At 47.5% G+C, this 24,541-nt stretch carries 22 protein-coding genes; 9 read left to right on the top strand and 13 right to left on the bottom strand.

The genetic code is table 11. The annotated features are described in order from the left end of the window. From C8R34_RS12050 to C8R34_RS12060, 3 genes are all read left to right on the top strand, one after another. A partial coding sequence (locus tag C8R34_RS12050; RefSeq protein WP_181415501.1) for an alginate export family protein occupies window positions 1-957 on the top strand: 957 nt, incomplete at its 5' end. 23 nt (window positions 958-980) lie between these two features. Then, window positions 981-1,703, top strand: coding sequence for a c-type cytochrome (locus tag C8R34_RS12055; RefSeq protein WP_110341027.1), 723 nt, complete (start codon window positions 981-983; stop codon window positions 1,701-1,703). Continuing rightward, complete coding sequence (locus C8R34_RS12060; RefSeq protein WP_110341028.1) at window positions 1,700-2,980, top strand: cytochrome c; 1,281 nt, start codon at window positions 1,700-1,702, stop codon at window positions 2,978-2,980. The genes C8R34_RS12055 and C8R34_RS12060 overlap by 4 nt, the downstream gene beginning before the upstream one ends. 221 nt (window positions 2,981-3,201) lie before the next feature. On the opposite strand, the gene C8R34_RS12065 is transcribed toward C8R34_RS12060, so the two are convergent. The 5 genes from C8R34_RS12065 to C8R34_RS12085 all read right to left on the bottom strand — a co-directional run bounded on the left by C8R34_RS12065 (window position 3,202) and on the right by C8R34_RS12085 (window position 7,625). After that, complete coding sequence (locus C8R34_RS12065; RefSeq protein WP_110341030.1) at window positions 3,202-4,356, bottom strand: S1C family serine protease; 1,155 nt, start codon at window positions 4,354-4,356, stop codon at window positions 3,202-3,204. Between the two features lie 43 nt (window positions 4,357-4,399). Continuing rightward, entirely contained in the window at window positions 4,400-4,831 is a 432-nt protein-coding gene (gene trxC / locus C8R34_RS12070; RefSeq protein ID WP_110341032.1) for a thioredoxin TrxC, read from the bottom strand. 161 nt (window positions 4,832-4,992) lie between these two features. Next, window positions 4,993-5,310, bottom strand: coding sequence for a chaperone modulator CbpM (locus C8R34_RS12075; protein WP_110341034.1), 318 nt, complete (start codon window positions 5,308-5,310; stop codon window positions 4,993-4,995). A gap of 3 nt (window positions 5,311-5,313) precedes the next feature. Beyond that, window positions 5,314-6,258, bottom strand: a complete 945-nt coding sequence (locus C8R34_RS12080; RefSeq protein ID WP_110341036.1) for a DnaJ C-terminal domain-containing protein — start codon at window positions 6,256-6,258, stop codon at window positions 5,314-5,316. A gap of 200 nt (window positions 6,259-6,458) precedes the next feature. After that, window positions 6,459-7,625 (bottom strand): alkaline phosphatase PhoX, encoded by a 1,167-nt coding sequence (locus C8R34_RS12085; RefSeq protein WP_110341038.1) that lies wholly within the window; start codon window positions 7,623-7,625, stop codon window positions 6,459-6,461. A gap of 108 nt (window positions 7,626-7,733) precedes the next feature. On the opposite strand from C8R34_RS12085, the gene C8R34_RS12090 reads away from it, so the two are divergent. From C8R34_RS12090 to C8R34_RS12115, 6 genes are all read left to right on the top strand, one after another. Then, window positions 7,734-8,111, top strand: coding sequence for a multidrug ABC transporter permease (locus C8R34_RS12090; protein ID WP_110341040.1), 378 nt, complete (start codon window positions 7,734-7,736; stop codon window positions 8,109-8,111). Between the two features lie 476 nt (window positions 8,112-8,587). Further along, window positions 8,588-10,255: an efflux transporter outer membrane subunit gene (locus C8R34_RS12095; protein WP_258364486.1), complete on the top strand. Its 1,668-nt coding sequence runs from the start codon at window positions 8,588-8,590 to the stop codon at window positions 10,253-10,255. A 10-nt stretch (window positions 10,256-10,265) separates the two neighbouring features. Beyond that, window positions 10,266-10,817 carry an NADPH-dependent FMN reductase gene (locus C8R34_RS12100; protein ID WP_110341042.1) on the top strand — a complete coding sequence of 184 codons (552 nt, stop codon included), beginning with the start codon at window positions 10,266-10,268 and terminating at the stop codon, window positions 10,815-10,817. Between the two features lie 114 nt (window positions 10,818-10,931). Then, a complete protein-coding gene (locus C8R34_RS12105; protein WP_110341044.1) occupies window positions 10,932-12,164 on the top strand; it encodes an efflux RND transporter periplasmic adaptor subunit in 1,233 nt (410 codons plus the stop codon). After that, window positions 12,161-15,361 (top strand): multidrug efflux RND transporter permease subunit, encoded by a 3,201-nt coding sequence (locus tag C8R34_RS12110; RefSeq protein WP_110341046.1) that lies wholly within the window; start codon window positions 12,161-12,163, stop codon window positions 15,359-15,361. The genes C8R34_RS12105 and C8R34_RS12110 overlap by 4 nt, the downstream gene beginning before the upstream one ends. Before the next feature lie 84 nt (window positions 15,362-15,445). Beyond that, window positions 15,446-16,906, top strand: a complete 1,461-nt coding sequence (locus C8R34_RS12115) for a catalase (protein ID WP_110341048.1) — start codon at window positions 15,446-15,448, stop codon at window positions 16,904-16,906. A gap of 69 nt (window positions 16,907-16,975) precedes the next feature. Here the strand turns inward: C8R34_RS12115 and C8R34_RS12120 are convergent, their stop codons facing one another. From C8R34_RS12120 to C8R34_RS12155, 8 genes are all read right to left on the bottom strand, one after another. After that, window positions 16,976-19,075: an MtrB/PioB family decaheme-associated outer membrane protein gene (locus C8R34_RS12120; protein ID WP_110341050.1), complete on the bottom strand. Its 2,100-nt coding sequence runs from the start codon at window positions 19,073-19,075 to the stop codon at window positions 16,976-16,978. Between the two features lie 16 nt (window positions 19,076-19,091). Continuing rightward, entirely contained in the window at window positions 19,092-20,042 is a 951-nt protein-coding gene (locus tag C8R34_RS12125) for a DmsE family decaheme c-type cytochrome (protein WP_165872570.1), read from the bottom strand. A 319-nt stretch (window positions 20,043-20,361) separates the two neighbouring features. Further along, the gene (locus C8R34_RS12130) at window positions 20,362-21,462 is read right to left on the bottom strand and encodes a hypothetical protein (RefSeq protein ID WP_258364487.1); all 1,101 of its coding nucleotides are present in this window, start codon (window positions 21,460-21,462) and stop codon (window positions 20,362-20,364) included. Between the two features lie 256 nt (window positions 21,463-21,718). Further along, on the bottom strand, window positions 21,719-22,786 hold the full coding sequence (locus C8R34_RS12135; protein ID WP_110341053.1) for an AI-2E family transporter: 1,068 nt from the start codon (window positions 22,784-22,786) through the stop codon (window positions 21,719-21,721). 148 nt (window positions 22,787-22,934) lie between these two features. After that, entirely contained in the window at window positions 22,935-23,294 is a 360-nt protein-coding gene (locus C8R34_RS12140; RefSeq protein WP_110341055.1) for a hypothetical protein, read from the bottom strand. Then, complete coding sequence (locus C8R34_RS12145) at window positions 23,294-23,740, bottom strand: phage holin family protein (protein WP_110341057.1); 447 nt, start codon at window positions 23,738-23,740, stop codon at window positions 23,294-23,296. The genes C8R34_RS12140 and C8R34_RS12145 overlap by 1 nt, the downstream gene beginning before the upstream one ends. A 12-nt stretch (window positions 23,741-23,752) precedes the next feature. Then, on the bottom strand, window positions 23,753-24,064 hold the full coding sequence (locus tag C8R34_RS12150; RefSeq protein WP_258364488.1) for a hypothetical protein: 312 nt from the start codon (window positions 24,062-24,064) through the stop codon (window positions 23,753-23,755). A gap of 71 nt (window positions 24,065-24,135) precedes the next feature. Then, window positions 24,136-24,411, bottom strand: coding sequence for a YqjD family protein (locus C8R34_RS12155; RefSeq protein WP_110341059.1), 276 nt, complete (start codon window positions 24,409-24,411; stop codon window positions 24,136-24,138). Window positions 24,412-24,541 lie beyond the last annotated feature (130 nt).

Genomic DNA, 24,541 nt, shown 5'->3' on the forward strand with positions numbered 1-24,541 from the left:
GTGAATAATGGTCCCGTTTATGTTCGCGTAGGGCGGCAAGAGTTGCTATATGGTTCACAAAGATTGATTTCCACTTTGGATTGGGTCAATACCCGTAGAACCTTTCAAGGGGTCAAAAGCTTCTGGCGCACACCGGAGTGGGATGTTGATGCATTCTGGGTACGTCCGATGATTACTGAAAAAGGTAATTTTGATAATTGGGATACACAACAGAATTTCTTTGGCTTATGGGCTACACACAAACCGAAACCCGGCCACTTAATCGATCTCTATTTCCTCAGTCTGGAAAACGATCGGAATCTTACGCCAGCCAATGTAGCGCGAGGAAACATTCTGCAGGGTGATTCCCATGTTCATACATTGGGTGGCCGCTTTGCCGGGAATTTTGACAACCTTCTTTATGAATTGGAAGGTATGTATCAATTCGGGCGACGCTCCAATCTGGATATTTCCGCCTTTGCCGTGGCTACTGGTGTAGGCTATCGTTTACCACTGCCGATGAATCCGCAAGGCTGGATACGTTATGATTTTGCTTCCGGCGATGGCAGCTCTACCGATGGCAGAAGCAATACATTCAATCAACTTTTTCCATTCGGTCATTATTATTTAGGTTTCCTGGATCGGGTTGGGCGCCAAAATATGCATGATATCAATGCGCAAATTACCTTGAACCCCATGCCATGGATTACCTTTATCTCCCAGTACCATCGATTCTATCTGGCGAATAATCGTGATTATTTATATAACGCGGCTGGCGTGGCCACACTCAGAGACATTACAGGTGAATCAGGTAGCCATATCGGGGACGAAGTAGATTTCCGGCTAAACCTGCATGTGAACCGTCATCAAGATGTATTGGTTGGCTATTCAAAAATGTGGAGTGGCGATTTCCTGAAAAAACAAGTCCCGGGAATCTCGCCTGACCTTTTCTATGTCCAATACAACATCCGTTTTTGATAATTTAGACAAGGAAATTTTAAATGATGCGCTGCTTTATTCTATTGGTATTTTTCTATATCACTGGTGTGGCAAATGCTCATGGCGGCACACCGGTTAAAGTGCCTGATACGATGGCCGAGCGTGTTAAGGCTTGTATCATTTGTCATGGCGCTGAGGATAAAGTAGGGCGCGATGCCTATTATCCTCGCATAGCAGGTAAACCCCAGGGGTATTTGTTTAATCAGTTACGCGATTTCAGGGATGCTCGGCGCTATTATCAGCCGATGGCCACTCTGCTGGAGAATATGACAGACGAGTACTTGTTGGAAATAGCTCAATATTTTTCTGCGCTACAGTTGCCCTATCCTGCACCTGAGCAGATTCATATGCAACCCGAAGAAATCAAGCTGGCAGAACGGCTTATCTATTCGGGGAAGCCAGAGAAGGATATTCCGGCATGCAGCGCCTGTCATGGCGATATTTTAATGGGCGTGGAGCCTGCTATTCCGGGTTTGCTAGGATTGTCTCGCGCGTATATTACGGCACAGCTCGGCGGATGGCGCAACGGAGGCATTATGCGGGGTCAGGCAGCGAATTGCATGTCTGAGATTGCGCAGCAGTTGACTGACGAAGAAGCCAATGCAATTGCGAAATGGCTGGCGAGTCAATCTGTTTCAGGAAAACCCAGTCCATTCAATGTGCTTTCATCTGAACTGGCACATCGTTGCAGCCAAACCATTCTGGAAAACGGAGGTGAGAAATGAGGCGTCTAACGATGATACTCATGGCCAGTAGCTGGATATGCGCTGCTTTGTTGTGGGGGGGGATCGTATTTGCTGCAGATACGGTTGCTGACGAACCTAAACACCCCACCGGAACGCAACAAGTAGTGCATGGCGCTTATTTGGCCCGCGTTGGCAATTGCATGGGATGCCATACGACTAAAAGTGGTCAGCCGTTTGCGGGTGGACGTCGCTTGTCGACATCATTCGGTATTTTTGTGACACCCAATATTACGCCCGACAAAGAAACGGGAGTTGGCCTTTGGAGTGAGGAAGATTTTTGGCAAGCGCTGCATCAGGGCAAGTCGCGTGATGGGCGGCTGCTTTATCCTGCTTTTCCCTATACCGAATATACTAAGGTAACGCGGCAAGATGCCAATGCAATTTTTGCTTATCTGCAATCGCTACCGGCTGTTTCGCAATCCAACCCGCCGCATGATATCTCCTTCCCCTATAACTTCCAACCATTGCTAGCCATCTGGCGCGCATTGTATTTTAAGGCAGGCGTTTATGAACCGAACCAATCCCAGAGTGAAGTCTGGAATCGTGGCGCTTATCTGGTGCAGGGATTAGGTCATTGTAATGCCTGCCATAGCACTCGTAATGTATTAGGCGCCAGTCAGGACGATGCGCTGACGGGAGGACAAATCATGGGTATGAATTGGTATGCGCCATCCCTGTCTTCGCAATTGGAAGCGGGTGTGGGCGATTGGGCTATCGAAGAAATCGTTGCATTGCTAAAAACGGGCATAACAAAACGCGCTGTAGCTTCAGGTCCCATGGCCACTGTCATAAGACAAAGCCTGCAATATGTATCGCAAGAGGATATTCACGCCATGGCAGTGTATCTAAAATCACTTACAGAAAATGAAAGCGGTAATGCACCTGGTGTCAGTTTCTCGGTGATGTCGGGTAGCTTACGGAAACATTTAGATTTGGGTGGGCAATTGTATGAAAAATATTGCCAAACATGTCATGGCGCTGACGGCAAAGGCATGCCGGGCATTTACCCTGCGCTGGCTGGTAATCGCAGTGTGACGATGAAGTCGCCATTGAACGCCATTCGCAGTGTGTTGAATGGTGGCTATCCAGCCACAACGACGGAAAATCCCCGGCCCTATGGAATGCCACCGTTCCAGCAGATTTTGCGTAATGAAGAAGCAGCACTCGTGGTGTCGTATATCCGCAATGCCTGGGGAAATCGTGGCAGCTTGGTGACGGCAGTGGATGTTGACCGAAGTAAAGGTGGGGAATATTAGTAGAAAACTAACATTGTATTATTGTTAGTAGGTCGCTGAAAAACTATCTGCGTAGCCGCTGCGGTGTTAAAAACAGGCTCAAAATGCTCATTTATTAAGCATAAACTGCGCTTTCTCGCCCGTTCTTGCCTTGCATCGGCTGCCTCGAATACGTTTTTCAACGGCCTGTTAGCGCTTAACTGACTCAGACAATCCCCCGACGATGCAGGGGACTGTCTGATTCACTCACCGGGTTGCAACGTAACCGGCACCTCAACTGTCTCACCTTTCCGCAGCACGGTGATCTTAACGGTATCGCCAACTTTATAACTATCGATGCGTGCAAGCAATTTATCCACTGAATCAATGGATTTTCCTTCAACGGCAATGATAATGTCGTTTGCGATGATGTTACCTTCCGGCGTGAGTGTTGCGCCTTTGAGGCCGGCTGAATCGGCTGCTGATCCAGGACTGATACTCAATATCACGACACCGGCTATTTTCAAGCGTTCTGTCAGGCGGCTATTGAGTTTTCCATCGACGGTAATGCCCATCGCCGGGCGAATATATTTGCCTCGGCTGATAACCTGGGGCACAACACGATTGACGGTGTCGACGGGTACGGCAAAACCAATGCCGGCACTGGCGCCGCTGGGGCTGTAAATGGCGGTATTGATGCCGATCAGACGGCCTGCGGAATCCAATAATGGGCCGCCGGAATTGCCCGGATTGATAGCAGCATCGGTTTGGATCAAGTTGTCGATGGTGCGTCCGTCGCCGCTGGGCAGCGCTCTATCCAGCGCTGAAATGATACCGGTTGTCAGTGTCCAGTCCAGACCGAAAGGGTTGCCGATGGCGAATACTTTCTGACCTACCTTGAGATCATGGCTGCTGCCGAGTGGAACGGGGGTCGGCCGTTGGAAGCCGACACCGATCCTTAGCACGGCAATATCATGTGCCGGGCTGGCGCCGACCAGGGATGCCTTATAATCGCGTCCGTCGGCCAGGCGCACAATGGCCTCGCTGGCGCCTTTAATGACATGAAAATTGGTAATGATATGCCCATGATCATCCCAGATAAAACCTGAGCCGTTACCGCTCGGGACGGAAAAAATATTGCGCGTCCATGCATCCATGACGCGCTGACGAGTGGTGATAAACACGACTGAGTCGCGTGAATTTTCAAATAACTCAATGGTGCTTTTTTCGTCTTCAGCCAGATTGCCACGTGCCTGGACTACCCGCGGTTCGGTATTTTCCTTGTCTTTGCCGGTAAAGTAATCCGGGTGAAGCGCATCCGGAAAGTAGTGATACAGGAAACTGTGCAGAAACAGCGTCAACAATACCACCGACAATGAAATCCAGATTAAACGGGGTAGAAATCCGTTATTGGGCATGAATGTTAGCTCCTTTATTTTTTGTTGATATTGACCATTGCGGTTATTTATTTGCTGTCTGTGCCCATCGCACCAGATCGTGTTCACTCATGGCGCCTGATTGCCGAGCAATTTCCCGGCCACCGTTAAATAGTACCAAAGTCGGGATGCTGCGAATGTTGTAACGAGCGGCCAGTCCCTGTTCTTCTTCCGTATTAACTTTAACCAGACGCATCGCCGGTTCCAGTGTGGCGGCTGCTTTGGCAAATGCCGGTGCCATCATGCGGCATGGACCGCACCACGGCGCCCAGAAGTCGACCAGTATCGAAATATTATTGTTGGCAATGTGCCGATTGAAGTTGCTTTCAGCGAGCTCAATCGGTTGCGCGGTAAACAATGTCTGATGGCAAGCGCCGCATTGGGGCGAGGCATCGAGGCGATCAGTCGGTACGCGATTGGTGGCATGGCAGTGTGGGCACACGATATGTAAAGACATGAGCGGTTTTTCCTTTTTATTTGTATTAAGGAGCCTTCTAAATAACGGTCATTTCGAGCATAGCGAAAAATCTATCGTTAACTCCAGAGAGATTCCTCGCTGTCGTTTGGGTTTGGAATGACAAAATGTGGATTATTTAGAGGCGCCTTACAAGCATTTTCCTAATCTTCATCCAGTTTAGTTGCTTTCAGGCGGGTGCGCAGTAGCTCAATTTCTTCGATCATATCGGCAACCAAGCCAGCCAATTCCGGATTGCATTCGAAATTTCTTTCAACCGTGATGATTCTTTTGACACGAATGAAGCTACGACTATCGAATAGCCATGAGGCAGGATCAGCAGTGCGTGGATCTTCATTCAGCAACAGGCCCCATTGAACGCGCTCAATCACCCATTCACGGCTGACCTGACAGCTTCTTGCCAGCTCATCCAGACTGAGCCTGGTATCCTCAAGTAAAATGACATCAATTTCGTGCGACATGGCTCAGACTCCGAGATGTTGGCGCGGATTGAACGCTAATTCCTGCGCCATGGTTTGGTAGAACTCGCGTTCTTTGGATGTGGTAACAGGTGGTAGCACAACTTCCAGCACCAGATACAGGTCGCCGGGATTGGCGGCAGGGATGCCGCGTCCTTTTAATCGCAGCTTGCGGCCTGATTGGGAATTTTCCGGCACTCGCACTTCCACCAGGCCGTCCGGCACTGGTATTTTAACTGTAGCACCCAGCGCAGCTTCCCAGGGCGCGATCGGCAGTGCGGCATAGACATCTTTGTTTTCAATCCGATAACGGCCGTGCGGTTTGAAGTGAACTTCCAGGAACAAGTCTCCGGCGGCCTCTCCAGCATGGCCTGGGCCACCCTGTCCGGCCAACCGGATTACCTGTCCGGCATGAACGCCTTTGGGAATGCGGACGTTTAGTGTACGTTCGGCGAGCACAGTGCGTCCTTGGTCGTCGAGTTTGGGCATGCGCAATGTCAGGCTGCGGGTTGCGCCGTGATAAGTATCTTCCAAGTCGAGCATGATTTTGGCGTGATGGTCTTCGCCGCGCATGCGATGGTGAGCCTGCCGGGCACCTCCGCCCATTTGTTTGCCGAATAATTCTGCAAAGAAATCACTGAAATCTGCAGTCTGGGCGCCGCTAAATCCCTGTCCGCTGAATTCAAAACCTGCGTCCCAGCCAGGTGGCGGTTGAAAATCGCTACCCGCCTGAAATCCTCGTTGTCCCAGTTGATCATAAGCCGCGCGTTTTTCCGGATCGGAAAGCACTGTATACGCTTCATTCACTTCTTTCATTTTGTGCTCGGCGTCGGTTTCCTTGGAAACATCCGGGTGATACTTACGCGCTGAACGGCGAAATGCTTTTTTGATTTCTTCTGCCGTTGCATCGCGTGAAACGCCAAGTGTCTGGTAATAGTCCTTGAATTCCAAATCGATTCTCCCTGTTTGTCACGCTGTCACATCAATATTATGATGGCTTTAAATCGGATCGTGAAGCTTATTTGCGAACATTAAATCTGCTATGTATTTGCGTTCAAATGGGTCCGCTGTGCTGATTTATCAAGTACATCAAGATACGCTTGTCATTAGCGAATGGTTAACTGGAATAAAGAAGCGCCTGCTTTCGATGTTCAGAACGGTCCGGTTATTTCGAATATCACGCCGTCTTCAGCCAACCCGGTTTTGCCGCGCTGTGAGCTGAAATATAAGCGCGAGCCATCGGGACTGAAGGCCGGCCCGGTGATTTCCGAATTATCATGACCGATGACTTGTAACACCGGAGCAATCTTATCCACGGTCAAGGCAACGATCTGCATGTTGCCTTTATCTTCGGTTACCAGCAATTCACCCGCCGCATTGCCGGTGATATTGTCAACACCCGTGAGTACAGGCCGTAAAAATAATGCTGCATTGTAAATAATCATGAGATGACGATAGCGAACATGATATGCCCATACGCGATCATCGCCTTTGGTCGCAAAGTAAACAACATCCTGGTGATACCAAATGCCTTCTCCGCCATTAAACCGAGTGCAATGGGCGATCTGTTTGCGCGTCGGTGTCGTGGTTGCCAGTGGATCGGGGAGAGGGTGCCAACGTACTTCACCGATACTTCCATCAATGACTTCAGCGACTTCTAAAACTCCGGTGTTCAAATCGGGATTGCCTGCGGCATCCAATGCATGTGCGGTATAACGGTACAGGCATCCATCCGACTCATCTTCAGTGAGATACAGCTGTTTTCTTTGCGTATCGACCGCCACTGCTTCATGCCTGAATAGCCCCAGCGCGTTTCTCATTTGCGCCGCTTTCTGACCAAACGGATCACATTCCCACACCCGGCCTTTTTCAATTTCCTCGCACGATAGCCAGGTTTGCCACGGCGTCTGCCCGCCTGCACAGTTGCGATTGGTATGACTCAAAATACTATAGGCATCAATGATTTCTCCTTGGCGACTGAACCGTAGCGCACCTACACCGCCTGTTTTATTGTCGATCTCGCTATTCGAAACATAAATCCATCCGCCCTCTGCGGTGGCAAAGATAGCTCCGCCATCTGGAGCCGCATGCCAACGATAGCCAAAAAGCGTTTGACCGGATTGCGCCACGATACGGGAGGTAAATCCTGCGGGCAAACGCACGCCGTTTGGATCGGGCGGCAGAAGCTCACCTAATGATGCTAGCGACAAAGAGGCCGCTTGGATGGGATTGGGTAACAGTGTGTTACCAAAAAACGCGCTTAATCCAATAAAACCGTATTGCAATAACCTGCGTCGTTGTGCGTCAAATGTGTTCATGGTATCAGTAACCTTAGTGAGCCATCCCACGAGTCATCGTTCTTGTGGTTATAGATAGTTTACAATACCGAATTATTAAATGACCATTAATTATGAGAATGATTCACAATGATTCAACTACTTAAACCGCTGGTATCTTTCTTGATGTTTTTGATTGTTACGCTGGCGATGAGCACGATTTTGTCGATCACGACCAGTTATCCAACTTGGTTATGCGCGATTTTTTCGCTAGTTTGTGCAGTACTGGTAGGTCGGTCTGCATGGAAACTGGTTGCCGGAGAGAAAATGAGTGTCGGGATTGCAGTCGTCAGCGGTGCGCTGATGCTCGGCGGACTATGCTTTGTGATTGGCTTTTTTGGTCCCATGGTGTTTGCTAAGGATACCAGTCAAGGGCCATTGATTGGGCTATTCATCGCTGCGCCACTAGGCGTGATTATGGGGGCAGTCGGTGGCTATCTCTATGTTTCTAGACAGTATGGCGACTGATAACACCTCGCTGCTTGCGGCGGGGTGCTTTATTGAATCTCGTTTTAGAAAAACTGGCAGGCCGTGAAGCTTAATTAACAGGCATGAACAAACACATCGCATCAACGTGGGTGTTTGATATGTCTTATCCCTACAAGGGAACAACTTTAAGGGAATAATTAAGCTAAAACATAAAAGTGGAAGAGATTAGCATCGGTATTGTCCTACATAATGGGTTGTGTTATTCTTTAAATTTTCATGCCAGTTCTGGCGTAACATGTTGAATATGTTATTATTGATCATGTTTTTATATGAAGTGGAATGGACGGTGTGAGTAGGGTCTGCAAATAAGTATGGTATTCTCGATTCCTTTATTCTTCCGGCATTAGAAAAATAAATCATATTTCCACATAACAACTGTCATAAGATGATGGGCTGATTGAGGTTGGTATTTTGAATGGGTGAGCGCGATTAATATGTCATATATTAGCAGGCCATTGAAAAACGTTTTTAAGGTGGTCGGTAGAAAACAGAAACAAACGAGAAATCACAGTTTATGTGTGATCAATGCACGTCTTGAGCCCGTTTTTAACACCGGTGAAACAGCAATGCAGATAGTTTTTCAACAGTCTGTTAAGTCTGATGCAGCGCCGTTGAGAGTCCATTCATCCAGAAAGAGTCATTGGCGTGACCGTCTGATGCGCCGATTGGTATTGTTTTTGAGTGTGTTGCTAGCCGGTTGTGCGATGGGGCCGGACTATCTGCGTCCTAAAATCGAAGTTGCCGAGAAATTTCGCATTCCGCATGCAGAAGGGGAATCTATCGCCACCATCGCATGGTGGGATGTATTTCAGGATGAAAATTTACAACGACTCATCAATCAAGCGCTATTAGGCAATAAGGAACTTAAGCAAGCCGAGGCCAGCATCGAGGAAATGCAAGCCCGCTTAAAAACCGCATTCATGGATTTTGTGCCCAACTTAGACGCAAGCGCATATGGACCTTTTATGGGTGACATGGGTGGATTTTCGCGCCCCGCTTTTCCAACCCCCTATAGTTATTATGGGATGACTACCATGAATTGGGAAATTGATCTGTGGGGTCGGATTCGCCGTTCGAATGAGGCTGCTCGGGCAGACTTGATGGCACGTGAAGAATATCGCCGTGGAATCGTTTTGTTGTTAATCAGCAATGTTGCGCAGTCATATTTTGATCTGTTGCAATTTCAAACTCAACTTGAAATAGCGCATCGCGCATTAGCTTCCTGGAAAGAATCTGTTGATATTTCTCGTGCGCAATTGGAAGGGGGTATTATCTCTCGATTGGATCTCGATCAATTTGATGCAGAATATTCGAATGCCGCAGCTCGAGTAGCTGAGATCGAACGACAGTTGACGCAGAAAGAGAATGAATTGAGCGTTCTACTGGGAGAAAATCCGCATACTATTCCACAGGGACATTCTTTGATAGAACAGACCGTCTTAGTTGAAGTGCCCGCGGGCATTCCCTCCGAATTGTTACAACGTCGCCCGGATATCCTGCAAGCCGAGCAAACACTAGCGGCATCCACAGCAAGAATCGGCGTAGCCAAAGCAGGGCGTTTCCCAAAGTTTTCGGTTACTGGGTTATTAGGTGTTGCGAGTCCAGCAATTTCTAATTTATTAATGTCTAACAGCCAGTTTGGTGTGGGTGGTTTAGGTCTGGCCGTCCCAATATTAAACGCCACTAGTCTCGGTTTTGAGCAACGCGCCGCAGAAGCGAGAGCACGGCAGGCTTTGGCACAATATGAACAAGCTATTTTGGTTGCATTCAAAGAAGTAGAAGATGCGCTAATCGCCATTCAAACGGTAAAAAGCCAACTGATAGCACGTAAAAAGCAAGTCGATGCCTTGCATTCAGCGCTGTATATTGCAGATCTGCGTTATAAAGGGGGTATTACGAGCTATGTGGACGTATTACTTGCCAAACGAAATTTATTCGATGCGGAATTTTCTCTAAGCGCTACACAACGCTTTCATCTGGTTTCCATTGTGCAGCTTTATAGAGCATTAGGGGGAGGGTGGTTACCCGAAAACTCATCTTCTGCGGTTCCGGTGAGTGTTAATAGCATTGAGGACAGGCGCACTTTTGAACGAGTTGCTGATCCTAAAATGATATCGCAATAAGGAGATTAGTATGGCGCACTATCAAATCGCAATCATTGTTGGCAGTTTACGGAAAGATTCCTATAACCGTAACCTTGCAACCGCCATTGCAAAACTGACACCCGTAGAATTTTCATGCAAGCAAGTATCAATTGGCGATTTACCGCTCTATAATCAGGATGATGATGTAACCCCAGCGGACTCAGTGAAGCGATTAAAAACCGAAATTTCTGCCGCCAATGGTTTGATATTTGTAACACCAGAATACAATCGTTCCATACCAGGAGTACTCAAGAATGTACTCGATCACGCCTCACGTCCTTATGGAGAAAATGCATGGAGTGGTAAACCGGCCGGTATATTAGGAGTTTCCATAGGCAGCAGTGGTACTGCAATGGCACAACAACATCTGCGCAATATTCTGGCGTATTTAGATGTGCCAACCATGGGACAGCCTGAAGCGTTTTTACAATTACGTGATGGAATGTTTGATTCTAACGGAGATCTTGGTGAAAGCAGCAAAAAACTGATGCAAAATTGGATTGATCGTTATGTTTTCTGGGTAAAAAAATATGGTAGCTAATTTTGTATCCAACTAGAAAATGTTAGTTTTAACTTCTCAGTCTACGATTCGAGTTATCGATGCTATTCCTTTAAATCAGCTGATTCCAATTTAATTTCTGGCGATTTGTATCCCATGACAAAAAAAACTATTTGCGGCGCCTATGCCAACCTATTTTTGCCGGTTTGTTATACCTGCATCGGGCTTTATATAACACTATTAGTGGGTTGTTCGGGGAAATCTCCGGCGCCACAAGCTCCACCTCCTGAGGTTGAAGTCATCACTGTAACATCGCAAGTGATTCCCGATGAAACTGATTTTATTGGTCAAGCCGAAGCATTCAGACCGGTAGAAATCCGCCCGCAAGTTAGCGGGATTATCAAGAAAATATCCTTTACTGAAGGCCGCAATGTAAAAAAAGGCGATAAATTATATTTAATCGATCCTGTTCCTTTTCGCGCTGTGTATCTCAGTAGTAAAGCAAGAGTGGATCAGGCAAAGGCACGCCTGACCCAAGCCAAGCAGGATTTGGCGCGTGTCCGTCCGTTGCTTGAGCAACAAGCTGTCAGCAAAAAGAATGTAGATGATGCTCAAGCCGAAGTATTATCTGCCGGAGCAGCACTTGAGGCTGCGAATAATGAAGTGATCAAAGCTAAATTCGACTTGGACAATACGGAGATTATTGCACCAGTCAATGGCCGTATTGGGCGCAGTCAGTTTTATGAGGGGCGGTTAGTCTCAGCACAAACAACATTGCTGACTACCATTGACCAACTGGATCCGATGTATGTCAATGTCAGCGTACCTGAAAGCTATATTTTACGTCGTCAACGTGAGCTAGCCGAGCAAAAAGTTCACCGTCCCGATATTTTCCAATTGCGTGGCATCATCACTTTTTCGGATGGTAGCATCTACCCTCATGAAGGATTGCTTGATTTTGCAGATGTCATGATACGGCCTGAAACAGGCACTTTACAGGGGCGATTTACATTTCCTAATCCACAAGGAAACTTATCTCCTGGAAACACAAATTTTTTCCCTGGACAGTTTGTAAAAATTCGTCTCAAGGGATTTACCCGCACCGGTGCCATCTTGATTCCACAACGTGCGGTACAACATGGATCTAGCGGCTCATTCGTGTATGTCATTGATGGGCAAAATAAAGCGCAGCTTCGGACGATTCGGGCCAGTACGTGGCATGGTAAAGAATGGTTGGTCGAGGAAGGTTTGCAGGCAGGAGATCGCATAGTGGTGGAAGGCTTTTTCCGTATCCTGCCTGGTGTTGAAGTAAATGCTATTCCTTATCAGCAGGAAAAAGCCTCATCGCCATCTTCAACTGGTGAAAACACTGCGCGGGATGCAACATGAACTCAAATTTCTTTATTGACCGCCCCATTTTTTCCTCGGTTTTATCCATTATCATTGTTGTTGTCGGACTGGTTTCCTTGAACAACCTACCGGTTGCGCAGTTCCCTCAGATTGTACCGCCCATGGTGCAAATCGAGGCCGATTATCCGGGTGCTAGTGCAGAAGTAGTGGCGGATACGGTAGCACGTCCTATTGAAGTGCAATTGCCGGGTATCGATAATCTACTATATTACGAATCGACCAGTACGAACGATGGTCATATGACCATGAAGCTTACGTTCGAGATTGGCACCGATGTAGATATCGCACAAGTCCAGACTCAGAACCGGCAACGTCTTGCCGAACCGCAATTACCCGATGAAGTCATTCGTCAAGGTATTACCGTGAAAAAGACCTCGCCGGATTTGCTGGCGGTGGTTGCGTTAAGTTCTACCGATCCTAAACACGACACCATTTTCTTGTCGAATTATGCAATATTGCGCATTCTCGACAATGTCAAACGACTTCCCGGTGTCGGTGATGCGATGATATTTGGCTCACAGAATTATTCCATGCGCTTGATCCTTGATCCCATCAGGATGGCGCAATTGAATATTACGCCGTCTGAGATTGCGGAAGTTGTGCGTGAGCAGAATCGTGATTTCCCGTCTGGCAGAATCGGACGGGAGCCGACGGCAAGCGGTACCGAATTAACCATTCCGGTGATCACGCAAGGTCGTATGAGTGACGTCAAGGAATTTGAAGACATGATCATTCGTGCCTACCCGGACGGTTCCATGGTTCGCATGCAAGATGTGGCAAAGATCGAGTTGGGTGCGCAGTCATATGACCTGGAAGGACGATGGAACGGAAAACCTAATACATTTTTGTTGACTTATCTATCGCCAGGTGCAAACGCGCTCGATACCGTCCGGCGGGTACGCGAAGAAATGGATAGACTGGCTCCAAGTTTTCCGGCAGGAGTTTCTTACGATATCCCCTACGACACGACCATATTTATTGAAGTATCGATACGTGAAGTACTCCATACGCTGGCTGAAGCGATGCTTCTAGTTATTCTGGTGGTTTTTCTGTTTTTGCAAAGCTGGCGCGCCACTCTGATTCCCGCTGTCGCGGTTCCGATTTCGTTAATCGGAACGCTTGCGGGTATGGAGGCACTGGGATTCTCAATCAATACCTTGACGCTCTTTGGTATGGTTCTGGCTATCGGTATCGTGGTCGATGATGCGATCGTAGTCGTGGAGAATGTCGAGCGACACATGAGCGAAAACGGACTTTCACCCAAAGAAGCAGCAAAGGTGGCGATGACCGAAGTCAGTGGACCGGTTATTGCAATTGTTTTGGTACTCGCTGCGGTGTTTATACCCGTTGCCTTCCTGAGCGGAATTACCGGGCAATTGTATAAGCAATTCGCCATTACCATTGCATTATCTGTAGCCATCTCTGGATTTGTAGCACTGACACTCAGTCCGGCATTGTGCGCTATCGTACTCAAACCAAGTCACGGAACGAATCGATTTTGGAAAATGTTCAATAGCTCTTTCGATTGGATGCAAGCTCGCTATGTTGGCGCGGTTGGGATTGTGATTAAGCGATCAGCGATCTTTCTGATCATTTTTGTGCTATTAATAGCGCTGCTTGCGGGATTGTTCAAGACGATTCCAAGTAGCTTCCTGCCGGAAGAAGACCAAGGGTATTTTATTACCATTGTGCAATTGCCGGATGGTGCTTCCATGGCGCGTACCATTGGTGTATTGGAAAAGGTCGAAAGTTTTTTTAATTCCAATCCAGCAGTTCACTCAACAGACACTCTGGCGGGGCAAAATGTTGTTTTCACCACTCGAGGTACGAATCAAGCAACAATGTTCATTCCACTGCATCACTGGGATACCCGAAAACATGCAAATGAGCAAGTACCAGGGCTTATTGCGGCTGCTTTTCAGGAATTTGCCAAAATTCCCGAAGCATTGATTCTTGCTTTCAATGCGCCTTCAATTCCAGGTTTGGGTACCACTGGCGGCTTTACGGCGCAATTGCAAGATCCAAGTGGTGGAGATTTTAACGAATTCGCCAACGCTGCTCAGGAATTCGTCGCCAAGGCAACGGCGCATCCGGCGATCGCGGTTGCCAACACTAATTTTCGTATCAGCTCTCCCAGATTATTTGCGAAAGTGGATCGGGAACGAGCCAAAGCTTTAGGGGTGCCCATTTCAGAAGTGTTCGATACCATGCAGGCTTATTTCGGCAATATGTATATCAATGATTTTTTAAAATTTGGTCGTGTTTACCGAGTTCAGACAGAAGCCTTGCCGGAATACCGTTCCAATCCGGAGGATATCAGCAAAGTCTATGTACGCGCCCGTTCGGGTTCGACACAAACCATGATTCCACTGGACACCGTGGTAACAACCGAATTTACCAGTGGTCCAGATCCGGTGACGCATTTTAACGGTTATAACTCGGCGCTCGTATTGGGTGGTGCAGCGCCAGGTTACAGTTCGGGACAAGCACTTGCAGCACTGGAAGAAGTGGCCAATGAAGTTCTGATACCGAAAGGCTATACCATTGATTGGAGCGGCATAACGCTGCAAGAACGTAAGGCGAGCGGGCAAGCCATTTACATATTCATTTTTGCTATGTTGATGGTATTTCTACTATTGGCCGCGCTATATGAAAGCTGGTCTGTGCCATTCGCCGTTATTTTGGCAATTCCCTTTGGGATATTGGGGGCGCTCTTGGCCATTTGGGTGCTAGGCATGACCAATGATGTTTATTTTCAAATCGGCTTGGTGACGCTGATTGGATTGGCTGCAAAAAACGCCATTCTGATTGTCGAATTTGCCAATCAACGGTTAGCCGAAGGAGCGCCACTGGTCGATGCGGCGCTGGATGCGGCACGATTACGTTTCCGCCCAATTATCATGACATCGATGGCTTTTATTCTAGGGGTGGTACCGCTCGTTATAGCCACCGGCGCCGGCGCAGCCAGCCGCAACTCGATCGGAACGGGGGTATTCGGAGGAATGCTAACAGCTACATTTTTAGCGATCTTTTTTGTGCCATTATTCTTTGTGCTGATCGGTAAAATCGGACGGCGCACCCCGCAAGCAGCTGATCAGATAAAACAAGTAGCACCTGGTCAGATAACACAGGTTGAAGATAAAGTGGACAATCCGCCAGCTGATGAAAAGCTATAGTAGTTCAAGATGATGGCTATTTAACCTTGCAGCATCAATAGTCAGCAATCACTTCACCATTTAATCAGCGAGAAGGAGTGCGCTATGAGTGACAAAAAAAAGTTAACTACCAATGCTGGGTGTCCAGTTGTCGACAATCAGAACGTCATGACAGCCGGACCACGCGGTCCGCAACTGCTGCAGGATGTTTGGTTTCTTGAAAAACTTGCACATTTTGACCGTGAAGTCATCCCTGAACGACGCATGCACGCGAAAGGCTCCGGCGCGTATGGAACGTTTACGGTCACGCATGATATTACCCAGTATACACGTGCCAAGATTTTCTCTACGATCGGTAAAAAAACCGATTTATTTGCGCGCTTTACTACCGTGGCCGGTGAACGTGGTGCAGCCGATGCGGAACGGGATATTCGCGGTTTTTCAGTGAAATTTTATACCGAGGAAGGCAATTGGGATCTGGTGGGTAATAATACGCCGGTATTTTTTCTGCGTGACCCATTGAAATTTCCCGATCTGAATCATGCCGTGAAACGCGATCCGCGCACCAATATGCGCAGTGCGAAAAACAACTGGGATTTCTGGACATCGCTGCCGGAAGCGTTACACCAGGTTACCATCGTCATGAGCGAGCGTGGCATCCCTGCCACATATCGCCATATGCACGGCTTTGGCAGCCATACCTTCAGTTTTATTAACGCCAAGAATGAACGCTGCTGGGTCAAGTTTCATTTGAAATCGCAACAAGGGACTCGCAACCTGACCGATGCGGAGGCTGAAGCGGTGATTGGCAAAGATCGGGAAAGTCATCAACGCGACTTGTTTGAAAGCCTGGAAAAAGGCGATTTCCCTAAGTGGACGATGTACGTGCAGATCATGCCGGAAGCGGATGCCGCTAAGGTTCCCTACAACCCGTTTGATCTCACCAAGATATGGCCGCATAAGGATTATCCATTGATCGAAGTCGGTGTCATGGAATTGAATCGCAACCCTGAAAACTTTTTCGCGGAAGTGGAACAGTCGGCTTTTAATCCCGGTAATATCGTGCCCGGTATCGGTTTTTCGCCGGATAAGATGTTGCAGGGACGGTTGTTTTCATACGGTGACGCCCAGCGTTATCGCCTGGGGGTGAATCATCATCTGATTCCGGTAAATGCGCCGCGTTGCCCGGCGCACAGCTACCATCGCGATGGTGCCATGCGTGTGGATGGAAATTTCGGTGGCACACTGAGTTACGAACCGAATAGCAGCGGTGAATGGCAGGAACAGCCGGATTTTGCCGAGCCGCCATTGAGTTTGGAGGGCGCGGCTGATCATTGGAATCACCGTGAGGATACCGATTATTACTCGCAGCCGGGTGCGCTGTTCCGTTTAATGACGCCGGCACAGCAGCAGGCTTTATTCGAGAATACCGCGCGTTCTATCAAAAGTGTGCCGCGCGAAATTCAAATTCGCCATATCAGCAACTGCCTCAAAGCTGATCCCGCCTATGGTGCAGGCATCGCACAGGCACTGGGTATTCCGCTGGGCGAAATCGGGAAGAAATAATTGTAAGCCGCGAGCAGCATACTTGTTTTGCAAGCGTTTATATGAGTAACTCTGTATGGATGCTGGGCGCTATTGCCAACTATAGAAAGCGGACAGAAAAACAAAGCTGACCATCTGATTGGTGTCCTGAGTTAATTTTGTGCCGTCGGTATAGCGCCAATTCCAAGTCCACTCATTGGTTTTGAAGTGATCGAGGATGTAATCCAGTCGCAGCCCCAGGTTTTTGCGCATCTCGTATTTTGCATGCAATCTCAAGCTGCCATATTGCGTTGAAATGTTGGGCACTGTGTTGATTTGCGGGTCGAGAATAACTTTCTGGTTGAATTTGTTTGTGAAATCCGAATAGAGTAAGCTTGCGCCGGTTTCAAGCTTGTCAGTGGGTTTGCCATTGATATCCAATCCAAAAGAAGTACCGATATCCTGCAGGTTGGCGTTCCAGACTTCGCGGAATCCGTTATCCGTAATAGGATTTCTGGATGTCTGGTCAATATGCGTTTCGTTCCTGGAGAACCAGGCGGTTGCTTGCCATGCCTCGGAGAAGGTATAGGTGGCGTCCAGTGAATAGTTTCGTGCCGAGCCTTTCCGTAGCCCTAAATCCGAGCCGGCGCGATGACCATAGTTATCGCGCGATTCATCAATGGCCAATTGCAGTGATAGCGATTCAATGGGGTCCCAATTAGCCATTAAGCGTATCTTGTCGCGCGCGCGGTCCGCGAGATTGAAGGGCGCAATCAGATTGAAGAAAGGGTCGCCTGTGCCTGTTGTGTTGGTGAAAAAGCTGGAACCGAAGCGATCACTATGAATATAGGCAATGGTGCCGGTTATGGTTTCCGATAATGAGCGGCGCAATTCAGCGCGATAAGAGATTTCATCGGTGCGGTGCCGATGGCTGGTATTCGTTGCAAAACCGCCGCGATCCCGATGATCATGGTCGATGCTGCCAATCAGGCGAAAATCTTTGGGTAATGCGTAGCTTGCTTCAAATTTGCTGGTAATTGTCCTGAAAGAACGTGGATTATTAAACCCGTGCCAACTATTGCCATTCAAGTCTAGTAAGGTTGCCATCGGATTATAGAGTAATACGGGTGTTTTATCATCGCGGTCCTCAAAACGAAAATTGGTATTGATGGATAACTTGGCAAGCGGTCTGGCTGTGAGCCCGGCTTGCAGCAAAGCAGTATCAATGCGGCCACCTAGATTGGCGCCAACGCCCGGTGCGGAAAATAGTGTGGGAGAGAAACTATCCGTTTGCGTGGCGCGAGTGTAAGCAGCTTTGAATGTGCCGCGTGTGCTGGGGGTGAAGTTGTAGCCGCCCGCCAGAAATGCCTGGTGTGATTGATTATCAGGGGCTAATGCAATAGGGGAAAATGCGCTGGGTGCATAGATGCCGCCCACGTCACTGCCGCCTGTGACATTCAATACCGAGTTTTTGTTGTTATACATGGTGCCATAGTAGCCGCCGGATAATTGTAGCTGTTTGCCGACGTAATCCAGCGAGGCGCCGAATTGGCGTATGGTCGAATTAATCGGTTCGGGGATGAATTCAAAGCCGCCAACAGCTCTGGGGCCCGGTGCGCCGAGCCGATTGCCGCGCCCAAACAGGCGCGCGCCATCTTTGTCTTCATTGCGGAAATGCAATTGGAATTCCAGGTTGCCCGGTAGGAATTTATTGTAGCCGAATCCAATCGATTGGCGCTCTGTCTTGAGTTGGGCCGGATCTCCGGAAGTCGGGGAGGTGGGCACGTGAACATCGGCAGTGCCGATGCCGGTAACCGCCGTATTGACAGTGAAAGGTTCATATCGCGGCGTCTGGCTGTAGTCGATAAAGTAGCCCCAGTTGCCTTGTTTATTGTGTTCAAACCGAACATCACGATTTTGTAATCCCAGATTGCGGCCCAGTAGTTTGAGCCAGGTTCCGGTTTCGTCATTGCGTCGTACAATGTCTACGTTAAAAATACCATAGGGCCCTTCATTGCGCAGGCCGGTATATTGGCCAAAACGGGCATTATCGTTAAACAGATAACCTGCGCCAAAGTTGACGGTGCTTTTAGGTTTTGTAAGTTCCTTAATTGGATCATGATCCGATGACCAGGCAGGTGCATTAATCAATACGAGCGTTACGGCAATGATTGATTGAGGAAATTTGTCTTTCAATATGCGGATGTTCATTGTGATATCCCTTCAATCAGCGTTGAAACATACTTTCATTGCGTACATTTTCATGATTGTTGCTGCCATGAACTTGGGTATGGCAATTGAGGCAACCCCTGGCCAAGGTATTTCTGGCGTATGACCCCGTCAATGTTCCGGAGCTGCCCTGATGGGTATTGGGTTCATGGCACTCTTGACACAAAAATGGCGAACGTGATCTCAGCAGATTGGGCGCAGTGGTGCCATGCGGATTGTGGCAAATGGCGCAATTTTCTTGTGCGGGCGGATGGTTATAAACAAATGGCCCGCGTTTTTCCATATGGCAGGTGAAACAGGTGTCATTGACATTGTCACGCACCATGTTGCTGGGTCCGGCAGAACCGTGCGGGTTGTGGCAATCGGAACAAATCACCTTGCCTTCACGGATGGGATGGCGGGAAGGGCGGTTAATCAGTGTGCGCAACTCTTTGTGGCAGTTAAAGCACACTTCTGCCTGGGTGATACGGTTGCGTACTTTGTCTTGCTCGGTATGTATTTGGTGGCAAGCCGTGCAAGCCGTATCGCGATTGGCATGCAAGCTGCCAGCCCAGTGCATGCGCTTGCCGCCTTGGTGGCATGCTAAGCAAGCTGCATTGCGTTCCTCAACGGGGTTGCGTGAATTCTTTCCGAAAGTCCGCTCAGGCATGAGTGCTTTGTCAGGGGAATCGACATGATTATTGCCTTCGCCATGACAGCTGGTGCATGTGGGAGTGCGATGATCCGCAACCGTGCCATGTTTGGTTTTTCCAATGCCAAGTATTGGCCTGTCACTATTTTCATCATGGCACACTGTGCATTTACCATCTCCCCTGAGTACATAGTCCGGCGGCGGATCGTCATCATCAAGATCGTCTTCTGCGAGCACATGTTGAGACAGTAGCGTGATACCGGATATGAGGGTGATGACCAATAGCCATGGCCGAATAGTGTATACATTGCTTAACATGCTTACCCACCCCTAAATTGGTTATTAACCACAGAATCATTGGTGAGTGCATTATTGGTTATGCAGTCAAAATTCTCGGTGAGTTTTCACACAGGAATGGAAGTGTTGGTGCTAGTCTGATCAATCAAGATGCTTTCCTGATCGGATTTGGCTGGTTACTTTACGAAATGGAGAATGAAGGTGCTGTAAGACGAAGATGATTTTCTGTTTGGAAAACTTTTAGCTTCCGTATAGTATACAAAAGGCGGGCTTTTTATAGGGCACTGGATATAGCATATTACGGCTAAACCCGCTTTAATTTCCTAGGATCTATTTTTAATTAATTTTCACTGGCAATTGGCGCCACTTTGAGCTTCAAGTCTTTATTTATCCGTTGAAGGCGTTTGATCATTTCTTTTCTCATTTGCTCTCGACCTATCGAGTGCTTCAGGCTACTGCCCATGCCATCAACCTGATCGGTAGAACTGCGAATGGAATAAAACACCAGGGTACCGTTCTTATAGGGCAGGCCGCTCATTGCTATATGGCTGGAGTTGTAGGAGTGTCCCACATAAAATTGCCGCGACAGAACAATGCCACCTTTCTCACTTATTGCTATTAGTCGATGGATCAGAATCGCGGTAGGTCGACCTTCGACGTGACGATTCAACCACAGAAATTGTTCATTTATTTTTGGAGGCAATGTGGTTGGGTAGTTCAGCCAGGCTTGCTGCAATTCAGGGAAGTATTGCGCCAACGCCTTACTATTGATTGCGGCAATGCGAAGTTCAGCACCAGGGTCGGTACTGCTCCTTTGTCGATCATAAGCTGCAATTCCTGCTAACCCCCTTTTTCTATAAGCTATAAACCGTTGCAACAGAAATTCCCGATATATTTCATTGGCGGCTTTTAAAAGAGTTTTATTATCCGCGCCTTGCAGATCAATTTTGAATGATTTTAACCTCTCAAATTCATGCTTTGAAAGGTTAAATGAATCTCCTGGTTTGGCGTTTAGAAAGCTCTTAGCTTCGCCAAGCTGTTCGTTGCTAAATCCGAATTGCTCAAAACTGCGAAGATCAGCATTTTCTGACAGCGGGCCACTGGCTATGAGGCCACTTTCAGTGTAAGTTAGATTACCTAACTTAATGTAATCAGCTATTTTGGTTAGTGCTACCGGTATTAGCATTGCTAGACCAATTCCAAGTTCTTTTTTGCTTGCTTCATTAACTTCGTAACTAACGATTTTGCCTTGCTCAAGCTGCTTTATTTGAGCAGGGCTGATATTGAAATTTTGTAAAGCTTGTTGAGGAGAAGGAATTTCCTGAGCATAAACAGTTAAATTCAAGGAACAAATAAAAAATAATGAAAGTACAAGCACCTTGTTGATTAACATACACACTCCGATATAGTCTTTAAGGGTTAGCAATTTAGAATCAATCAATTGGCTTTCTTGTATGCTCTTGAACTGAGTTCATTCCCCCCAGATGAGTATAATTTGAGCCCTTTGCAAAATACATGGTACTACCTGAAGCGCCTTCAGTTCAGATTTTTTTCGTGGAGTCCAAAGTTTCATAACATGAAGATATGAAATGGGGATGAAGATGGAATGATGGTGTAACCAACCTATTGAGTGGCGAGCTGGGCTATACCATGAGTCAATGGGCTTCATTTTTGATGAGACACTTCAGTGGAAATGTTTAGGGACTGCTGGTGTCATTACGATGCTCCTGCCTTGACGCTGCAAATATTTCCCAGACAACCATAAACATGGCTGCGATGGCCGGGCCGATGACAAGGCCGTTGAGTCCAAACATCTGAAGGCCACCGAGTGTAGAGATTAGCACAACATAGTTAGGCAACTTGGTATCCTTGCCTACTAAAGCAGGGCGCAAGAAATTATCTGCCATTCCCATTACGAGAGCGCCGAAGGTGATCAAAACCAAGCCCTGCCATATGGCACCAGTCGCCAGTAGATAAATCGCCACGGGTAGCCAGACCAGACTGGCTCCGATTGCAGGCAGTAGTGAAAGAAAGGCCATTATCACGCCCCATAGCAGCGGTGCGTGAATTCCCAGAAACCAGAAAATCAAGCCGCCGAGCATGCCTTGCAGTACAGCCACCAAAATACCGCCTTTAACCGTGGCACGAACGGCCGTGGTGAACTTGGCAAAGAGTGCGCGCTGCTGCTCGGCATGCAATGGGACTGCCTTCTTGATATTGTTGAACAATGCATTCCCATCTCGCAGAAAAAAGAACAGCAGATATAACATGATACAAAAATTGACGACGAAGTGAAATGTGAATTGACCGATGTTGAGGATCTGTGTCGCCAGAAACTGGCTACCCTGTCGAAGACCGGCGGTCAGTTTTTCCTGCACCGCACCAAGGTTCGTTAGTCCCAATTGCGCCATCATATTTTGAATCGAAGCGGGTAAAGCATCCCAGACCTGATGAAAGTAGAGACCAAAATCCAGTTTGTTGGAATGAATCATGTCATACAGGCTGGCAGCCTCCTGCATTAAAGACGTGGCAATCACCGTCAATGGCAGAATTACTAATACAATGATAATTAGGATTGTAGTAAGCGCAGCGGCACTTGGGCTTTGTTGCATTGGCCCTGATAATCGCCGAAACAGCGGCGCAAACACAATGGCCATCACTGTTCCCCAAAGAATCGCACCGAAAAATGGCCATAATATCCAAGCGAAGGCCAACGAAGCTGTAACGAGAAGCAACAGGAAAGTCTTCTCTTCGAATCTGTGCATACTAATTTCCTTTCAGTTGCTATCACTTCCCGATAATAATCGGGTATCCAATACTTCATCCATGGCACTGTCAGCAATAGTGCTGCAACAGATTGCATTTGCTAAAGGTCGAATGAATGACTATGGCAACAAACATTGATAATGCTTACTATGATTCCGTTTGTTTCATGGAATCGCGAAATGTTGTATATAACGCATTGATCGTGGCCAGTTGGTTTAGCGCACTCATTAAGGTCTTAGTAATGTCTGTAGTTTCTGCAGCTTGAGGTTTTTCGCTAGCGTCATTCGGTTTGAAAGACTTTCTCTTAGTCAGTTCACCGAGGACAAATCCGATACCGCCTGCTAATAGCAAACTTGCCGGAGCAGTCATTTGCTGTTGTGTTTTCTGAATAAGGGTATCAGCACGGATAATAACCATACGTTGACGTTGCAACGCTTGCAATTCCGCATCCTTGATTTGTGTTGCTAAAGATTTCGTTTCGTTTCCGTTCAGAATAGTATCTGTCATCAGGATTCCTCGCTGTTTCTGGGTGCAGACGACATGGATCGAAGCGTGCGAAAGGTTGCTGGGAATCGCAAATAATAGCCTTTGCTTCTTATCACGCCCCATAGAACCAGAGCAAGCAGTAGATTTAAAACGACGGTTAGCAGTATTAACAGGATGTGATCTGTCAGGATCTCATATCGGTCCAGCGCCAATATGACAGCCGCTAGGAATCCTAGCCACGCGACACTCAGCAAAACGACGATCATTATACCGGCTACAATAATGACCACTAAACTATTGCCCGCCTGTTGTGCTTCGAGTGCCGCGAGCCGGAAGTGCGCGTGACTCAATTCACGCAATTCATCCCATAACGACTGTACATCATCCGTTACGCTGGACTCATTTTTAGAATGACCATCCGCCGCAGCTTGCTCAGGTACCTCATTTTTTATCGCATTTGAATCCATCTTATTTCGCGATTATTTCAATAACCTGCTCAGAAGAAAACCCACTCCTACCGCAATACTTACCGATGTGATTGGGTTTTTGCGAATATAAATGGTACATTCCTTCATCAGTCGCTGCTCAGCATGTCTTAGTTGATCTCCTTTATCAACAATTTTATCAGCGGCTTGATTAGTTACCTGGGTGGCCTTATTAACCGCTTCATGCGCGAGATCATTCAATTCATCTCCTTTATCAACAATTTTATCTGCGACCTGATGGGTGGCATGAGTAGCTTTATCGATAGCTTCATGTGCTAAATGAGATGCTTTGTTTACAGTTTCCATGTGATGTTCCTCTTATCGTTTATCTGAATCGTGTGTTATTCAAGACTTACAGATTCATGAGATTTAATGGTTTAGCGATTGTTAAACCATTTGCTTAATAGAAACCCCACACCTATCGCGATACCTACCGACGTTACTGGATTTTCTCGAACATAATCGGTGGCTTCTTTCATCAATCGCTGCTCGACATGCTTCAATTGATCTCCTTTCTCGCTTACCGTATCAGCAACCTGTTGAGTGGCTTTGCTAGCCTTATCAACGGCTTTGCTGGTTGCTTTGCTGGCCTTTTCAACGGCTTCGTTTGTAAAATCAGTTACTGTATCTACAACTGTGTCGACATTTTTCATAGTAATACCTCTTGGTTTCTATTTAAACCATAAGTTATTTATGGTTCATGGGTTAATGATATTTGATCGATTAACGATGGCAGAACATCAAGAAATGCAATTGATAAAGGACTTTCAATCATTGTTGTGA

Source organism: Nitrosomonas sp. Nm84 (genome assembly GCF_003201565.1).
Lineage (GTDB): Bacteria > Pseudomonadota > Gammaproteobacteria > Burkholderiales > Nitrosomonadaceae > Nitrosomonas.

What these genes read in the sequence shown, in the direction of transcription:
- C8R34_RS12155 (WP_110341059.1), bottom strand. Translation starts at nt 24,411, where the DNA reads ATGAAAAATGTCGACACAGTTGTAGATACAGTAACTGATTTTACAAAC.
- C8R34_RS12055 (WP_110341027.1), top strand. Translation starts at nt 981, where the DNA reads ATGATGCGCTGCTTTATTCTATTGGTATTTTTCTATATCACTGGTGTG.
- C8R34_RS12110 (WP_110341046.1), top strand. Translation starts at nt 12,161, where the DNA reads ATGAACTCAAATTTCTTTATTGACCGCCCCATTTTTTCCTCGGTTTTA.
- C8R34_RS12125 (WP_165872570.1), bottom strand. Translation starts at nt 20,042, where the DNA reads ATGTTAAGCAATGTATACACTATTCGGCCATGGCTATTGGTCATCACC.
- C8R34_RS12140 (WP_110341055.1), bottom strand. Translation starts at nt 23,294, where the DNA reads ATGACAGATACTATTCTGAACGGAAACGAAACGAAATCTTTAGCAACA.
- C8R34_RS12105 (WP_110341044.1), top strand. Translation starts at nt 10,932, where the DNA reads ATGACAAAAAAAACTATTTGCGGCGCCTATGCCAACCTATTTTTGCCG.
- C8R34_RS12150 (WP_258364488.1), bottom strand. Translation starts at nt 24,064, where the DNA reads ATGGAAACTGTAAACAAAGCATCTCATTTAGCACATGAAGCTATCGAT.
- C8R34_RS12120 (WP_110341050.1), bottom strand. Translation starts at nt 19,075, where the DNA reads ATGAACATCCGCATATTGAAAGACAAATTTCCTCAATCAATCATTGCC.
- C8R34_RS12060 (WP_110341028.1), top strand. Translation starts at nt 1,700, where the DNA reads ATGAGGCGTCTAACGATGATACTCATGGCCAGTAGCTGGATATGCGCT.
- C8R34_RS12135 (WP_110341053.1), bottom strand. Translation starts at nt 22,786, where the DNA reads ATGCACAGATTCGAAGAGAAGACTTTCCTGTTGCTTCTCGTTACAGCT.
- C8R34_RS12085 (WP_110341038.1), bottom strand. Translation starts at nt 7,625, where the DNA reads ATGAACACATTTGACGCACAACGACGCAGGTTATTGCAATACGGTTTT.
- C8R34_RS12065 (WP_110341030.1), bottom strand. Translation starts at nt 4,356, where the DNA reads ATGCCCAATAACGGATTTCTACCCCGTTTAATCTGGATTTCATTGTCG.
- C8R34_RS12090 (WP_110341040.1), top strand. Translation starts at nt 7,734, where the DNA reads ATGATTCAACTACTTAAACCGCTGGTATCTTTCTTGATGTTTTTGATT.
- trxC (WP_110341032.1), bottom strand. Translation starts at nt 4,831, where the DNA reads ATGTCTTTACATATCGTGTGCCCACACTGCCATGCCACCAATCGCGTA.
- C8R34_RS12100 (WP_110341042.1), top strand. Translation starts at nt 10,266, where the DNA reads ATGGCGCACTATCAAATCGCAATCATTGTTGGCAGTTTACGGAAAGAT.
- C8R34_RS12115 (WP_110341048.1), top strand. Translation starts at nt 15,446, where the DNA reads ATGAGTGACAAAAAAAAGTTAACTACCAATGCTGGGTGTCCAGTTGTC.
- C8R34_RS12145 (WP_110341057.1), bottom strand. Translation starts at nt 23,740, where the DNA reads ATGGATTCAAATGCGATAAAAAATGAGGTACCTGAGCAAGCTGCGGCG.
- C8R34_RS12075 (WP_110341034.1), bottom strand. Translation starts at nt 5,310, where the DNA reads ATGTCGCACGAAATTGATGTCATTTTACTTGAGGATACCAGGCTCAGT.